This window comes from Pseudomonas sp. MAG733B, assembly GCF_036884845.1.
Taxonomy (GTDB): Bacteria; Pseudomonadota; Gammaproteobacteria; order Pseudomonadales; family Pseudomonadaceae; genus Aquipseudomonas.
In genome coordinates, this window is the sequence record NZ_CP145732.1 from 3,014,394 (window position 1) to 3,028,953 (window position 14,560).

At 60.5% G+C, this 14,560-nt stretch carries 13 protein-coding genes; 2 read left to right on the forward strand and 11 right to left on the reverse strand.

The genetic code is table 11. The features are described 5' to 3' along the window. Window positions 1-103: 103 nt before the first annotated feature. The 9 genes from V6Z53_RS13990 to gcvA form a co-directional block, all read right to left on the reverse strand. Window positions 104-1,243: an RHS repeat-associated core domain-containing protein gene (locus V6Z53_RS13990; RefSeq protein ID WP_338586112.1), complete on the reverse strand. Its 1,140-nt coding sequence runs from the start codon at window positions 1,241-1,243 to the stop codon at window positions 104-106. A 242-nt stretch (window positions 1,244-1,485) separates the two neighbouring features. Next, entirely contained in the window at window positions 1,486-1,848 is a 363-nt protein-coding gene (locus V6Z53_RS13995; RefSeq protein ID WP_338586113.1) for a DUF6124 family protein, read from the reverse strand. A gap of 497 nt (window positions 1,849-2,345) precedes the next feature. Further along, window positions 2,346-3,557, reverse strand: a complete 1,212-nt coding sequence (locus V6Z53_RS14000; protein ID WP_338586114.1) for a CoA transferase — start codon at window positions 3,555-3,557, stop codon at window positions 2,346-2,348. Window positions 3,558-3,576: 19 nt separating this feature from the next. Beyond that, the gene (locus V6Z53_RS14005; protein ID WP_338586115.1) at window positions 3,577-4,383 is read right to left on the reverse strand and encodes an enoyl-CoA hydratase-related protein; all 807 of its coding nucleotides are present in this window, start codon (window positions 4,381-4,383) and stop codon (window positions 3,577-3,579) included. Window positions 4,384-4,393: 10 nt separating this feature from the next. Next, entirely contained in the window at window positions 4,394-5,152 is a 759-nt protein-coding gene (locus V6Z53_RS14010; protein ID WP_338586116.1) for an SDR family NAD(P)-dependent oxidoreductase, read from the reverse strand. A gap of 4 nt (window positions 5,153-5,156) precedes the next feature. Then, window positions 5,157-6,302, reverse strand: coding sequence for a thiolase family protein (locus V6Z53_RS14015; protein WP_338586117.1), 1,146 nt, complete (start codon window positions 6,300-6,302; stop codon window positions 5,157-5,159). Then, complete coding sequence (locus V6Z53_RS14020; protein ID WP_338586118.1) at window positions 6,299-6,658, reverse strand: OB-fold domain-containing protein; 360 nt, start codon at window positions 6,656-6,658, stop codon at window positions 6,299-6,301. The genes V6Z53_RS14015 and V6Z53_RS14020 overlap by 4 nt, the downstream gene beginning before the upstream one ends. 271 nt (window positions 6,659-6,929) lie before the next feature. Next, window positions 6,930-7,835 carry an NAD(P)-dependent oxidoreductase gene (locus V6Z53_RS14025; RefSeq protein WP_338586119.1) on the reverse strand — a complete coding sequence of 302 codons (906 nt, stop codon included), beginning with the start codon at window positions 7,833-7,835 and terminating at the stop codon, window positions 6,930-6,932. Between the two features lie 94 nt (window positions 7,836-7,929). Continuing rightward, window positions 7,930-8,835: a transcriptional regulator GcvA gene (gene gcvA / locus V6Z53_RS14030; protein ID WP_338586120.1), complete on the reverse strand. Its 906-nt coding sequence runs from the start codon at window positions 8,833-8,835 to the stop codon at window positions 7,930-7,932. Window positions 8,836-9,024: 189 nt separating this feature from the next. Between gcvA and V6Z53_RS14035 the strand changes: the two genes are divergently transcribed. Then, a complete protein-coding gene (locus tag V6Z53_RS14035; protein ID WP_338586121.1) occupies window positions 9,025-10,296 on the forward strand; it encodes an OprD family porin in 1,272 nt (423 codons plus the stop codon). Between the two features lie 161 nt (window positions 10,297-10,457). Here V6Z53_RS14035 and V6Z53_RS14040 read toward each other — a convergent pair whose 3' ends face one another. Then, window positions 10,458-11,891, reverse strand: coding sequence for an aldehyde dehydrogenase family protein (locus V6Z53_RS14040; protein ID WP_338586122.1), 1,434 nt, complete (start codon window positions 11,889-11,891; stop codon window positions 10,458-10,460). 299 nt (window positions 11,892-12,190) lie between these two features. On the opposite strand from V6Z53_RS14040, the gene V6Z53_RS14045 reads away from it, so the two are divergent. Then, the gene (locus V6Z53_RS14045) at window positions 12,191-13,534 is read left to right on the forward strand and encodes an MFS transporter (protein ID WP_338586123.1); all 1,344 of its coding nucleotides are present in this window, start codon (window positions 12,191-12,193) and stop codon (window positions 13,532-13,534) included. A 98-nt stretch (window positions 13,535-13,632) separates the two neighbouring features. On the opposite strand, the gene V6Z53_RS14050 is transcribed toward V6Z53_RS14045, so the two are convergent. Then, window positions 13,633-14,535 (reverse strand): LysR substrate-binding domain-containing protein, encoded by a 903-nt coding sequence (locus V6Z53_RS14050; RefSeq protein WP_338586124.1) that lies wholly within the window; start codon window positions 14,533-14,535, stop codon window positions 13,633-13,635. Window positions 14,536-14,560: the final 25 nt, after the last annotated feature.

The following is a 14,560-nucleotide window of genomic DNA, read 5'->3' on the forward strand; positions in this document are numbered from 1 at the left end:
ATTGAGACAGTCTGTCTTATGCTCGCGAGTGGCAAATCAGGTGGGCTCCGGATTTTATGCCGCACAGTGATGTCAGGGTGTTTGCCAGGGATCGTTTTCATTTTTAGAGATCAATGGCTGGAAAGAAATGGATGTCGCGTATTCGACTGATTTCAGCCTGAACGCTGTTTTCGTTGGGGTGACTAAGCGGAATTATTTCGCGAAAATATGTTTGGGCCGCTTCAGGAGTTGGGTGCATTATTGATGGTGCCGAAGAGTCGAACTCGCCATCCAAGGCTTTAAGTAGTGCTCTATAAGAGTAATTGCTATTTTTAAAATCGCGCGACATGTCGTGATTTTTTGAATTTAAATATTCTAGAAGGGTATGGCGATCACTTAAAGTCTCAACATGGCTTGCTGCACTTCTCAATCGATTCGGAAGGGAATTGGTGGGGATGGAGTTCGACTGGATGGATTTTATAGCAATTTTTTGTAAGGTGGTTTCGTTATGGACTTTGATTCTTTCAGCTTGCAGGGCCTTATCGTAGTACGTTGACATAACTTTACCTTTGCTTATTGAATCATTCAGCCTTTCCATTAGCAATATTGCTGCTTCTCCTTGCGCTCTACTGACTCCCGGTCTTAGTGTAAAATCTATTGGTGGTAGCACATTGTAAGTATAGGTTATGATTCTTGAGGTGGAATTATTTGGAAGTTTGACAATGTTGCCAACGTGTCCCGTTGGATCGCTTGTATTTATTGGGTTGCCTACACAATAAGAATAAAAATTCAACCCACCTTTGCCGAACGGGCTCCAACTGTCCGGGCTATTAAATCGCATCAGCACCGGATTAAATGCCCGATAACCATTACCCAATAAATAATGTCCGGTCACCGGGTCCGGCCGTTCACCATTGAACCCCAGCAAACTAAGCAACCCATTTTCAGCAGGACGGTGACCATAAGGTGAATAGGCAATGCGCTGTCGCTGTTGATTGGCCTTGAGTGTGTGTAGCACCGATCGCTGTTGGTCAGTCGCCAACAGCGAGGTGTCGATTACTCCGTCGCCGCTTCGCTGCTGTGCCAGGAGCAAATCGTCCTGTTGGAAGATGGAATGCCGCACCGTCCCTTGAATCTCGGTAGCCAAGCGGCTTTTACAGTAGAAACGTTGATGCTGTGGTGCGCCCACTGGCAGATGGCTAACCAACCAATTAAGGGCATCGTAGCGATATTGGCAGAGGACGATTTTTTCTGGCAATGGCATGAGCGAGTGCTCCGAAAGTCCGAAGTGCTGACGCTCAGTATTGGCGCTATTGCAACCGGTGGGAACTATCAGAACTGATAGGTAAGCTTGTGTGGAGATGGGGTTCATTGGCGGAGAAGTACGCGCAACCTGTGGGAGCGGGCTTGCTCGCGAAGACGGTGTGTCAGTCGACTCGAATATTGCATGACACACCGCTTTCGCGAGCAAGCCCGCTCCCACAGGAGTTGATTGGGATTGGGCGTTTACTCGGTTGGATCGAGACGATCCAGCGCCCGGTTCACCGCCAACTCACCCAGCATGATGACCTGGGCGATGCCCAGCAGGGTGTTGCGATGTGCGCCTTCCAGGAAACCTGCCAGATCGTTGGTCATGACGTTGGCCGAGGCCAGTGATTCGCAGGCGTGGGCCAGCAGGGTCTCGGTGTCGAGGTCGGGGTTGATGGTGAACATCGTCGAGGGTTTGCGCGGTGTGGCCATGATGTTGGCGGCGGGGTTGAGGTAATGATTGAGGGCGCGCTCGGCGGCTTCATGAAATTGCTTGGAATCGGGGCTTTCGTAGGGGGATGCCGGATCTGATTCTGGCGGGTTGGGGGTTGGTTTGATCACGATGGAACTCCTGGGTTGTAGATTAGGAGCCATCACCCTTCGCTACCAAACGATGGGTGGCAGCCATACGCAGATTGGTAGACCGGTAGCACCCAGGAACCCGGCGCGTCCGAAGACGCCCTGCGCATGGCCGCCATAAAAATGCAGGGCGGAAAAATACCCTGCAAATGATGGCGCGGTGCGACTGGATATACCGGGCTACCAAACCCGATCGCTGTTTTTTTCAGCGACCGGCAAACGATAGGGCCCCGCCCCAAGGCGCACAAGCCGGCGGATTCTGGCGTAACCGTAGGCAATGACGCAAGACGTTGTAGCTTTCATCAAGTTTCGCTGACAGCCGTTAAACACGCGCCTTAAACAGACACGAATTCTGCGTACGACATCGCTCAACTGTAGGAGTGAGCCTGCTCGCGATAGCGGTGGATCAGGCACATCATCGTGTACTGACACGCCCTCATCGCGAGCAGGCTAGCTCCTACAGGGGATAAGTGAACGGCTCAGGACAACGCCATTTCCGGGCAACGCAATGCATTGGAAACCAACAACGCCTCGATCTCTTCCTCGGAAAACGCAAACCCCCGCAACACCTCACACGAATGCTCGCCATTCTCCGGCGCCGGCGCATAAGGCGTTTGTGCCGCTTCAAGGCTGTTGATCGGAAACCCCGGCACCCGCACCGCGCCATGCTGCGGATGGTGCAAGTCCACCAACATGCCATTGCTGGCGATCTGCGGATGGGTCAGCACGTCGAGGTAGTCGTTGACCTTGGAGCAAAGAATGTCGGCGTCGCGCAGTACGTCCAGCCAATGCGCGACGGAGCGGGTGCGGAACACGTCGGTCAGCGCTGCGCACATGGCTTCGCGGTTAATCACCCGCTGCGCCGAGCTGGCGAAACGCGGGTCGTCGATCCACTCCGGATGCCCGAGCACTCCACACAACGCCGGCCAGCGGTTGCCGTTGTACGCAGCGACCATCAGCCAGCCATCCGCCGCTTCAAACGCTTCGTTGGGCGCGGAGTAGGGCGCGGCGCTGCCGATGCGGATCGGCAGTTTGCCGTCGCAGAGGAAACTGGACAGCGACGCCTGTTGCAGCGCCAGTGCCGAGTTCATCAGGCTGACGTCGAGGTGGCCGCCGAGGCCGTCGTTGTCCCGGGCGTGCAACTTGGCCAACACGGCCATGCAGGCCATGTAACCGGTGACCACATCGACCACCGGCGCCTGCACCTTGGAAGGCGCGGAGCCGGGCGTGCCGATCAGGCTCATCAGCCCGGAGTCGGCTTGCAGTATGCCGTCGACGCCAGCGCGGTCGGCGTACGGACCTTGCTGGCCGTAGGCGGAAATCGAGCAGTAGATCAGGTCCGGTTTCAGCGCCGCCATGGCTTCGTAACCCAAACCGAGCCGGGCCATGACGCCGGGGCGCATGCTTTCGATCAGCACGTCGGCTTGCAACACCAGGCGTTTGATCACCGCCGCGCTGTCCGGGTGTTTGAGGTCCAGGCTCAGGCCCAGTTTGCCGCGATTGAAACCGTGAAACAGCGCGCTGTCTTCACCGATCCAGGCCGGGCCAAGGGTACGGCCCAGTTCGCCTTCATGGGGTTCGACCTTGATCACGCGCGCCCCCATGTCGGCCATCAACATGGTGGCGGTGGGGCCAGCGGCGATCTGGGTGAAATCGAGGACGGTCAAACCGTCCAATGCCTTGCGTAACATGTTCGCCTCCTCGGGCCGTTCAGCGGCCCGTGTAATTTGGCGTGCGTTTTTCGGCGAATGCCCGGCGACCTTCGATGCGGTCTTCGGTGTCGCGCAGCACACCCCAATACAGTTCGGTCAGGCGTTGCGCCTCGCGGTCGCTCAGGTGCGCGGTGCTGCGCGCCAGAGTTTGCAAGGCCTGGATCGCCAGCGGCGCTTGTCGGGCGATCAATTGCGCCAGCTCCAGCGCTCGGTCGAGCAGGGCTTCGCGAGTGGCCAGCCGTTCGGAAATCAAACCGATGTTCTCGGCACGCGCCGCGTCGATGCGCGCCCCGGTCAGGGCCATTTGCAGCGCGTGGGCCGGGGGCACGGCGCGCATCAACCGATGCAGGCCGCTGACTGCCGGAATCGAGCCGACCACTGCCTCCGGCAAACCGAACGTGGCGCTGTCGCTGGCGATGCGCAGGTCGCATTGCAGCGCCAGTTCCAGACCGCCGCCGAGGCAATGGCCGTTGACGGCGGCGATCAGTGGCTTGTGCAGGTCGAGGTCGGTCAGGTCCATCAAGCGGATGTACAACCCGGCGTCGGCCGCAGCATCGTCAGCCAGGAACAACGCCTCAGCGTAAGAGGCCGATGACTCTCGCGTGCTCTTCAGGTCCGCACCGACGCAGAACGCCCGTTCGCCGCTGCCGGTGATCACCGCCGCGCGCAGGTCACGACGGTCACGCACTTGCAGCAGATGACCACGCAGGGCTTGCAGTGCATCCAGGTCCAAGGCGTTGAGCGCTTGCGGCCGATCGAGGGTGATCAGCGCCACGGCGCCGTGTGTTTCGAAAGTGACTGACATGGCGCTCACCTCACACACTGGCCGAGGACAGGCTGCGTCCGCCGCACACGTACAGGGTTTGCCCGGTGACATAGCTGCTGGCCGGGGCGAGGAAAAACTCCACGGCGTTGGCGATGTCATCCGGCGTGCCGATGCGTTTTACCGGCACGGTGTCCTTGAGTTTGGCTTGCACTTCGGGGGCGAAACTCTGGAACAGCGGTGTGTCGACGATGCCCGGTGCGATGGCGTTGACGGTGATGCCCTTGGCGGCGAATTCGATGGCCAGGCTGCGGGTCAGGCTGACCACGCCGCCCTTGGCCGCCGAATAGTTGGCCTGGCCGAAACCGCCGAGCCAGGCCCGGGACGACATGTTGACGATGCGCCCGAAGCCGTTCTCCAGCATCAGCGGCAGTGCCGCTTTGCAGCAGAGAAATTGCGCCCGCAGGTTGGTGTCGACCACCAGGTCCCAGTCTTGCTCGGTCATGTTGAGGAAGCGCTTGTCGCGCACAACACCGGCGTTGTTCACCAGGAAATCCAGGCGATTGTGGGCCTCGCGTATCTGCACGAAAGCGGCGTTGACGGCTTCGCCTTCGGTCAGGTCCAGAGCGATTCCGGCGACTTGTAAACCTTGCGATTGCAGTGCATCGACGCTGCTGTTCAGCGCCTGTTCGTCGCGGTCCAGCAGGTAGACGAACACACCTTGCTGCGCCAGACGTTGGGCAATAGTGAGGCCGATGCCGCGGGCTGCGCCGGTCACGACTGCGACTTGGCCGATAGAAAAATTGTTCATGGCTTCAGACTCCAAGAATGTGCACGGCGGACGACGCATGGTCGACCCCGGCGATGCCGCCGCCGGTGCATTGCGCCAGGCCCAGGCGCGGGGTGCCGGCCTGGCGGTCACCGGCGCGACCTTGCAACTGCCAGAACAACTCGACCATTTGCGCTACGCCCGTGGCGCCCAACGGGTGTCCTTTGGCGAGCAGGCCGCCGCTCGGGTTGACCGGCACTCGGCCACCCAGCGATGTGGCGCCGGATTGCAGCAACGCGACGGCTTCACCCGGCGCGGCCAGACCCAGGGCTTCGTAATACAGCAGCTCGGCGATGGTGAAGGCGTCGTGCAACTCGACCACGCCGATATCGCTCGGCGCGACACCGGCCTGCTCGTAGGCGAGGCGTGCGGCACGGGCGGTGATTTCAGCGTCGAGAATGTCTTCGTCACCGCTCTCGCGCAGGCCGGAAACGATGATCGAACCCAGCACTTTCACGTCTTTTTTGTGAGGGCCGGGTTTGCTGCTCAGTACCAGCGCTGCGGCGCCGTCCACTTGCGACGGGCAGCACTGAAGCAGGGTCAGCGGGTCGGCGATCATGCGCGAGGCGAGCACTTCTTCCAGCGTCACTTCGGTGCGCTGCTGGGCGTAAGGGTTGAGCGAACCGTGACGACGGTTCTTCACTGCCACGGCGGCGAGGTCGGCGGGTTTGGCGTCACGCTCGTGGAGGAAACGCGTGCCGCGCATGGCGTAGACCGCAGGCAAAACCATGCCGGCCGTGGCGTACAGATCGGTCATGCGGTCGTTGCGCTGCATCGGGATCATGCCGCCGCCCAGCGCAGTCAGTTGCTCGATGCCGAACACCAGCACGCGTTCGTACTGGCCGGCCAGCAAGGCATGACGCGCCAGATGCACCGCCGTGGCGCCGCTGGCGCAGGCGTTTTCAATGTTGTAGACCGGAATGCCTTTGAGACCCAGATCGCGCAGGATCACCTGGCCGAGGATCATTCCGCCCAAGACGTTGGCGCAGTACACGGCTTGAATGTCCGCCAATTGCAGACCGGCGTCGGCCACCGCATCGAGAATCGCCCGTTGCGCCAGTTCCGGTGCCATCACGCCAGGGTGACGACCGAAGACGGTCATCGCGCCGCCCATTACATGCATCTGAGTCATGGACGTGCCTCCAGGGATTGGAACAGGAAGCCGTAGGTGTCGTCGGCGATCACTCGGCATTTTTCGCCGATAACGGGGCGCGCAGGGCTGTCGATCAAACGACCGAACAGACGCACCGGGCCGGGCAGGTCGACGTAGGCGAGCACGAAGGGTGGCAGGCCGCTTTTCGGGCTTGGGTGCATGATGGTGAAGCTGTAGACCTGGCCTTCGGTGTCGAGGACGGCGTCGTCGAATTCGGCGCTCAGGGGCGACTCGGCAATCACGGCAGGAAAGAAGATTTCACCGCTGCGGCGATGGCGCGAAGCGCGCAGGCTCGGCGGCGTGGTGGCAGCCCAGACGGGCGTGGAAGAACTCATGATGACCTCCTGTTGTTATGGGCTCGCGAGCGAGCGCTGGAGGTCATGGTCGGACAGGGCGGGTGGGCCGACAAACGATATAAAAACCGGGGTGGGTTGAGAAAAAATCAAGCCATAGGCCGCGGCTCAGGCGCCAGTTATCTATTGGCTTAATGCAAAAACCTGTGGGAGCTAGGCTGCTAGCGATGGCGGTGTGTCAGTTGAACAGGATGCTGAATGTGCCGACCTCATCGCTAGCAGGCTAGCTCCCACAGGTACCGTATCCAGCCTGTCAACCTTGCAGTGTGACTCCGGCCAAGCGCTCGAGCACCTGAACCACTTGCGTCATGTCCCGCGCCGGATCGCCCTCGGTCAACGCCTGGTCAAAGAACTGCTTCACGACAGAGCTGGTAAAGGCAGGCGCACCGGCATTTTCTGCCTCAGCCAGAAACAGCCGCACGTCCTTGCGCATCAAATCCAGACGAAAGCCGAAATCGAATTCTCGCCGCATCACCGTGCCGGCGAGGATCTGTTCGCTGGTGAAACTGCGCGCCGTGCTGGCGTTGAGCATCTCGACCATTTGCCGCGCATCGAGACCGGCCTTGACCCCGAACAACATCGCTTCGCTGGTAGCCACCAGGGTTGCCGCGACGATCATGTTGTTGACCAGTTTCAGTGTCTGCCCCAACCCCGGCTCGGTGCCGATGTGCTCGACCTTTTTACCGAACGCCGTGAACACTGGCATGCAGCGCTCATAGGCGCCACGCTCACCACCGACCATTACCGACAATGTGCCGTTCTGCGCACCGGCCACACCGCCAGCCAACGGTGCATCGAGGGCATCGATACCACGTTCGGCCAACTCGGCGTGCAGCCGTCGGGCCAGGCTCGGGCCGGTGGTGGAATGGTCCACCACGATGTTGACCTGCTGGCCGTGGATCACACCGTCCGCACCCAATATCACGCGTTCGACAATGTCTGGCGTGGGCACGCAAACCAGTACGATGTGAGCATGGTCAGCCACTTCCCGAGGCGTGGCGAAGCTGCGCGCGCCGCGGGCCAGCAGCGGCGCCAAGGCAACGGGATTTGGATCGAAAAGACTCAGTTCAAAACCGTTTTCCAACAGATGGCGGGCCATTTTCTGGCCCATGGCACCGAGGCCGATGAAACCGATTGAAGGCGTATCGAGAGCAGTCATGGCAGGGTCTCTTTTTTGTCATTGGAGACCCATGCTAGACAAGCGGGCGAAGCGCCGACAAAGCAGTTTTATGCCGCTATCCGTTGAGTAAATCTCAAGCCTGAACGCGAGTAATGCGTGCCTGCTCCAGCATCCATTCGCGGAAGATCCGCAGGTCATCGCTCTCTTCGCGGTGCTTGGGCGTGAGCAGGTAGTAGGTATAAACGCCCATGTCCACCACCTGCTCGAATGGGCGGATCAGGCTGCCGTCCCGCAACTCCTTGCTTACCAGAAACAGCTGCGCCATGGCGATACCCTGGCCGCCGACCGCTGCCGCATACACCATCGACGAACTCTGATAGGTCATGCCGGCGTGTGCATCGACTTCACGGCTGACACCGCTGGCCTCCAGCCAATAGCGCCAGTCTTCGAGCCGGGCAATCGAGTGCAGCATGGTGTAGCCGGCGATGTCGGCGGGCGTCTGCAAACCCGGCCCGTGTTGCAGTAACGACGGGCTGCACACCGGGGCCAATTGGTTGTCGCTGAGCACATAACAATTGCAGTTGGGCCATTCGCCGGAACCGAGGCGAATCGCCGCGTCGATGTCTTCCTTGTAGAAATCCACCGGCTCCAGCGACGCGGTCAGCAGCACTTCGATTTTCGGGTTTTGCGCGTGGAAACTCGCCAGTCGTGGGATCAGCCACTGCATGGCGAACGTGGTGTAGGCGCGTACTTTCAGCTGACGGCGGCGGGGTGGTGACATGAGTTTTTTCGTTGCCCCCCGCAGATCTTCAACCACCCGGGCCACGGCGCGAAAGTATTCCTCGCCGGCGGCGGTCAGGGTGATCTGGCGGTGACCACGTACAAATAAATCCAACTTGAGAAATTCTTCCAGCGTGCGGATCTGCCGACTGACCGCACCGGGCGTGACATTCAATTCATCGGCAGCCAGGGTGATGCTCAAATGCCGGGCGACGGACTCGAATGCGCGAATGGCATTGAGGGGAGGCAGACGATCCATAGTGGGCAAACTCTTGTTCTTATGTAAGGCGCGGCGCGCAGTGTACTTAACGCTGAGCCTAAACCCACTTGAATAAAACTCAAGGCAGCGGGGTGTTTTTCTCGATTGTCGGGCGCAGGCCCGGCTTTCAGGATCGACTTTCGCGCGTCTATCAAGGGCGTGTTCGAACCTGACAACAATAAGAGAAATATGTCCATGAACTACGCCTTCCCAGTGGCTTCGCGTCTTGCTGTTTGCATTGCGGCCAGCACCATACTCACCCCGGCTTGCGCCGACATTTTCCAGGACAGCAAAGCCAGCCTGGAGCTGCGCAACTACTACTTCAATCGCGATTTTCGCCAGTCCGGCGTGGCCCAAAGCAAGACCGAGGAGTGGGCGCAGGGTTTGATCCTGCGGGTCGAATCGGGCTACACCGAGGGTCTGATCGGCGTCGGTTTCGACGCCATCGGCCTGGTGGGCATCAAGCTCGATTCCTCGCCGGACCGCAGCGGCACCGGCCTGCTCAACACCGCGCGCGGGCCGGGTGGGCGTGCCGAGGACGATTACGACGCAGTCGGCGCCACCGGCAAATTGCGCATGGCGAAAAGCACGCTCAAGGTCGGCACCTTGCTGCCGAAAATGCCGGTGGTGATGTACAACGATTCACGCCTGCTGCCGCAAACCTTTCGCGGCGCGTGGCTCAACAGTGCCGATATCGACAACCTGTCCCTGGACCTCGGCCGCCTCGACCAGACCAAACTGCGCAACTCTTCCGACAACGAAGACATGAGCGTCTACAACGGTGTGGCGCGCAACATCCGCCTCGGTCGTCACGCCACCAGCGACCGTTTCGACTTCGGCGGCGCGACGTGGCGCTGGTCGCCATCACTGAGCACGGCCTATCACTATGGCGAACTGGAGGGCATCTACCGCCAGCACTTCCTGACCCTCAACCATAAATGGACGATCAGCGAAGGGCAGACATTGAGTTCCGATCTGCGTTGGTCGCGCAGCCTCGACGACGGCGGCAGCAACGTCGACAACTCCGCCCTCGGCGCGATGTTCACCTACAGCGCCAACGGTCATGGGCTTGGATTAGGCTATCAACGCATGAGCGGCGACACCGGTTTCGCCAACATCAACGGCACCGACGGTTACTTGGTCAACCTGGTGCAAATCAACGATTTCGGAAACCAGGACGAGCGCTCGTGGCAGGCGCGGTATGACTACAATTTTGCGGCGCTGGGTGTTCCAGGGCTGACCTTCATGACCCGTTATCTGTCGGGGGATGACGTCACGGTGCGCAGCCGCGCAGATGCCGGCAAAGAATGGGAGCGGGATAGTGAATTGGGTTATGTGATCCAGAGCGGGCCGTTGAAGAACCTTGGGCTGAAGTGGAAAAACGCCAGCGCGCGGAGCAACTTTTCGAGTGATATTGATGAGAATCGGTTGATTGTCACGTACTCGCTGGGGCTGTGGTAACCCAATACCTGTAGGAGCGAGCCTGCTCGCGATAGCGGTGGATCAGCCAACATAGATGCTGAATGAACCACCGCCATCGCGAGCAGGCTCGCTCCAACAGGGATTGTGTGATGCAAAAAAGGCGCAGCTTTTGCTGCGCCTTTGTCTATCGGCAACTCACCTCAAAGCCGAATAATCACCGACTTCAACTGCGTGTAATGCGACAACGCATCCACCCCTTGCTCACGTCCATAACCACTCTGCTTGAACCCGCCACACGGCGTTTGTACGAAGCCGCCGCTGTATTCGTTGACCACAATCCGCCCAGCCTCAAGCTGCGCGGCGACCCGGTGCACGCGGCCGATGTTTTGGCTCCAGATCCCGGCGCCCAAACCGAATTCGCTGTCGTTGGCGATGCGCAGCGCATCGGCTTCGTCCTTGAACGGGATCACGCAGACAATCGGGCCGAAGATCTCTTCGCGGGCCAGGGTCATGTCGTTGGTCACGCCGGTGTAGACGGTCGGTTCGATGTACCAGCCGTTTTCGAAGCCTTTGTGGCTCGCGACTTTGCCGCCGATGGCCGGGGTCAGGCCATCGCGTTCGGCGATGGCGAAGTAGCTCTGGATTTTTTCGAATTGCGCGTGGGTGGTGATCGGGCCTGAGGTGGCGTCATCCTGCGGGCCGACGCGCAGGTTGCCGACTTCGGCGACCAATTTGTCGACGAAGCGGTCGTAGATCGATTCCTGCACCAGCAAGCGTGTACCGGCGGCGCACCATTGGCCGCTGTTCCAGGTGAAGGCCAGGGTCGAGCCTTTGGCGGCGGCGTCGAGGTCGGCGTCGTCGAAGACGATGTTGGCGGATTTACCGCCCAGTTCCAGGGTCAGCGGCAGTATGCGGTCGGCGGCGATGTGCCCCAGTTCCTGGCCGGCGCGAATGCCGCCGGTGAAGGAGATTTTGCGGATGTGCGGGTTGTGCGCCATGGCCGGGCCGATCACGCTGCCCTTGCCGACGATCACGTTGAACACGCCCGGCGGAACCCCGGCCTCGATGGCCATGCGCGCCAGTTCCACCAGCGACGTCGAGGTGTGCTCGGACGGCTTGGCCACCACGGTGTTGCCGGTGGCCAGGGCCGGAGCGATGGCGCGGGCGGCCTGATGCAGCGGGGCGTTCCACGGCAGGATCACGCCGATCACCCCGAACGGATCGCGGCGGGTGTAGACGTGGTAGTTCGGGCCCTGGTTGATCACTTCGCCGTCCATGACATTGACGATGCCGCCGTAGAACTCGAAGTACTGCGCGGTCAGGTCCATCAGTTGCGCCATTTCCCGGCCAGGCTTGCCGGTTTCGGCACGCTCAAGGGCGCCGAGGGTGCTTTCGCTGGCGCGGATCAAACGCCCGAAATCGTTGAGGATGCGCCCGCGCTCGGCCGGGCGCATGTCGCGCCAGGCTTGCAGCGCAGCGGCGGCGGAGTCGATGGCGATGGCCACGTCGGCGGGGCCGCTGCTGGCCACTTCGTTGAGTTTTTCGCCGGTGCGCGGGTCGATCTTGTCGACGTATTCACCGTCCAGCGGCGGGGTAATGCGCCCGTCGATGAAGCTGTTGGTTCTATCAAACATTGCCGGTTCTCCTCACAGAGTTCTTTTTATCGAAGCAGTCGTATCGATGCACGGCATGGGGACGGTCGTGGGCAGCCCCATGATTGCCTGCCATTACCGCTGCTCACCGCTCACCCTTCAACCGAGTTTTAAAGCCCCGTGACTTGAGAAAACCTCAAGGCAATGGATTGATATTTAGTCAATCGAACCGTCCGGAAATCTCGCTACACGAAACGCGGGCAACGCCGGATATTTCTCCCGTAACAACGCTGAGGCCGCGTCCAAGGTCAACAATAATAGCGCCCACGGGAGTCTTGAAAATGAGCAACCACAACACTGTGGACGGCGTACTGTCGCCGTCATCCACTGCCACGGCGAGCCTGCAAACCGAGGGTCGCCAACTCAACAGTGCCGAGAAAAAAGCGATTGTCGCCGCCACCCTCGGCACCATCGTCGAGTACACCGACTGGGTGATCTACGCGACTTTCTCCTCCATCCTCGCCAAGCAGTTTTTTCCCGCTGGTGACGGCGTAACCGCTTTGCTTTCGGTGCTGGCGGTGTTCGCCGTCGGCTTCATCATGCGCCCCATCGGCGGCGCGGTGCTGGGCCAACTGGCCGACCGCTACGGCCGCAAAAAAGGCCTGACGCTTTCGATCCTGCTGATGTCGGTGGCTTCGCTGGTGATCGGCATCTGCCCCAACTATGAAAGCATCGGCATCGCCGCGCCGATCATTCTGGTGATTGCGCGACTGGTGCAGGGCTTCTCTGCGGGCGGTGAATTCGGGTCTGCTTCGGCGTTCTTGATCGAGTCGGCGCCTGCGCATCGAAGGGCGTTCGCCGGGTCATGGCAATGGTTCGCGATCAATGCCGGGACGCTGGTGTCGTTCCTGCTCGGCTTTGCACTCGCGTCGATGGGCAGCGACACCGCGCTCTACGATTGGGGCTGGCGCGTGGCGTTTGTGATTGCCGCGTTGATGGGCCTGATTACCTTGTGGATTCGCTTGTCGGTGCGCGAAACCGAGATCTTCAAATCGAAGATCGCCAGCCAGGCGAAAAAACGCCCGATCCGCGAACTGCTGTTCAGCCATCGCCGCGACGCTATGCGTGTGATCGGCATCGCCATGGCCGGCAACCTGCTCAACTACGTGTGGATGGTCAGCTATCCGAATCAGGTGCACTTGATCACCGGCATGTCGATCCGCGATACGTTGCTGGCCGGGGTGATTTCCGTCGGTGTGTCGCTGGTGCTGCTGCCGTTCGCCGGCAAACTGGCGGATCGGGTAGGGCGCCGTCCAGTGTTGATCGCTTTCGCCATCGCCTCGATTCTCTGGGCCTGGCCGAGTTTCGGGTTATTGCATACGGGTATCAGTTTGTTGGAGGTGACCCTGATCCAGACCGTGTCGATGGTGATCATGACCGGTTTCGGCGCGGCGTCGGCGGTGACCATGGCCGAGCAGTTCCCGGCTGAAGTGCGCGTGACCGGCATCGCCTTGCCGTACGCCTTGTCGGTGACCCTGTTCGGTGGTACTGCGCCGTACCTGATGGCGTCGATGGCGGGTTGGGGCTATGGCGGGTTGTTCTGGATTTACCTGGCGGTGATCAGTGCGATCAGTCTGGTGGTTTATCTGCGGATGCCTGAGACGCGGGGGCAGGCGTTGCGTTGAGTCCAACCCTGTAGGAGCACAGCTTGCTGGCGATAGCGATCTCACGGGCGCCATCGCCAGCAAGCTGTGCTCCTGCAGGGATTGCAATCAGCTGATGGCTATCCGTCATTCATCCCCGGCTCCGTCAGCACCTTCCTGAACGTCTCCACCAACGGCCGCAGATTGATCCGGTGCCATGCCGCCCACAGCGGTCTGGTGAGGGAAATCCACGGCACTTCCCGCAGCACCACGCCCGGCGGTGCGTTGCGGCTCAAGCCTTTCTGAATCATCGCGATGCCCAGTCCCGAGGCCACCAGCGCCATTGCAGTGAAGGGGCCGGTGGCTTCCATGCGGATGTCCGGGGTAAACCCTGCGCGGATGCAGGCGCTGACGAAGTTTTCGCGGCTGCTGACATTCTGGTGGTGTTGCACGCCAATCCACTCCTGATCGGCGAGATCTTCCGGGGTCAGCACGGTTTTCTGCGCCAGCGGATGTTCCTCGGGCAGGGCCAATAGCATCGGGTCGTCCAACACCTGAAAACCCAACAGGTCCGGATCGTCGTCCGTCGGCGGCTCGCTGACCAGGGCGATATCCAGACTACGCTGACGCAGGCCTTCCAATTGTTCGACGGAACTTTGGTTGTACAGCGCGACATGCACATTCGGCCGGTCAACCCGCAGCACGCGCAAGGCATTGGGCAGGACGCCCGCATGCATGGCGTTTTCGATATAGCCGATGCACAAGCCGCCTTCCTCACCACGGCCCAGGCGTTTGCCGAGGGATTCCAGGCGATTGGCGTGGGTCAGCAGCGCGCGGGTTTCGGCGAGGAAAGTCTGACCGTCGCGGGTCAGGCGAATGCGTTGCTGGCTGCGCTCGAACAGGGTCAGGCCAAGCCGTTCTTCAAGCTGGGCGATCTGCCGACTTAAAGGCGACTGGGAAATGTGCAGGCGTTCGGCGGCGCGACCGACGTGTTCTTCCTCGGCGACGGCGACGAAGTAGCGCAATTGGCGGATGTCGATCATGTCAGACCTCTGGGGACTCAAGTGC

Bases quoted from the DNA above. Each gene is read 5' to 3' on its own strand.
- V6Z53_RS14045 (WP_338586123.1), top strand. From the start codon at position 12,191: ATGAGCAACCACAACACTGTGGACGGCGTACTGTCGCCGTCATCCACT.
- V6Z53_RS14005 (WP_338586115.1), bottom strand. From the start codon at position 4,383: ATGTCAGTCACTTTCGAAACACACGGCGCCGTGGCGCTGATCACCCTC.
- V6Z53_RS14050 (WP_338586124.1), bottom strand. From the start codon at position 14,535: ATGATCGACATCCGCCAATTGCGCTACTTCGTCGCCGTCGCCGAGGAA.
- V6Z53_RS14035 (WP_338586121.1), top strand. From the start codon at position 9,025: ATGTCCATGAACTACGCCTTCCCAGTGGCTTCGCGTCTTGCTGTTTGC.
- V6Z53_RS14025 (WP_338586119.1), bottom strand. From the start codon at position 7,835: ATGACTGCTCTCGATACGCCTTCAATCGGTTTCATCGGCCTCGGTGCC.
- V6Z53_RS14015 (WP_338586117.1), bottom strand. From the start codon at position 6,302: ATGACTCAGATGCATGTAATGGGCGGCGCGATGACCGTCTTCGGTCGT.
- V6Z53_RS13990 (WP_338586112.1), bottom strand. From the start codon at position 1,243: ATGCCATTGCCAGAAAAAATCGTCCTCTGCCAATATCGCTACGATGCC.
- V6Z53_RS14000 (WP_338586114.1), bottom strand. From the start codon at position 3,557: ATGTTACGCAAGGCATTGGACGGTTTGACCGTCCTCGATTTCACCCAG.
- V6Z53_RS14020 (WP_338586118.1), bottom strand. From the start codon at position 6,658: ATGAGTTCTTCCACGCCCGTCTGGGCTGCCACCACGCCGCCGAGCCTG.
- V6Z53_RS14040 (WP_338586122.1), bottom strand. From the start codon at position 11,891: ATGTTTGATAGAACCAACAGCTTCATCGACGGGCGCATTACCCCGCCG.
- gcvA (WP_338586120.1), bottom strand. From the start codon at position 8,835: ATGGATCGTCTGCCTCCCCTCAATGCCATTCGCGCATTCGAGTCCGTC.
- V6Z53_RS14010 (WP_338586116.1), bottom strand. From the start codon at position 5,152: ATGAACAATTTTTCTATCGGCCAAGTCGCAGTCGTGACCGGCGCAGCC.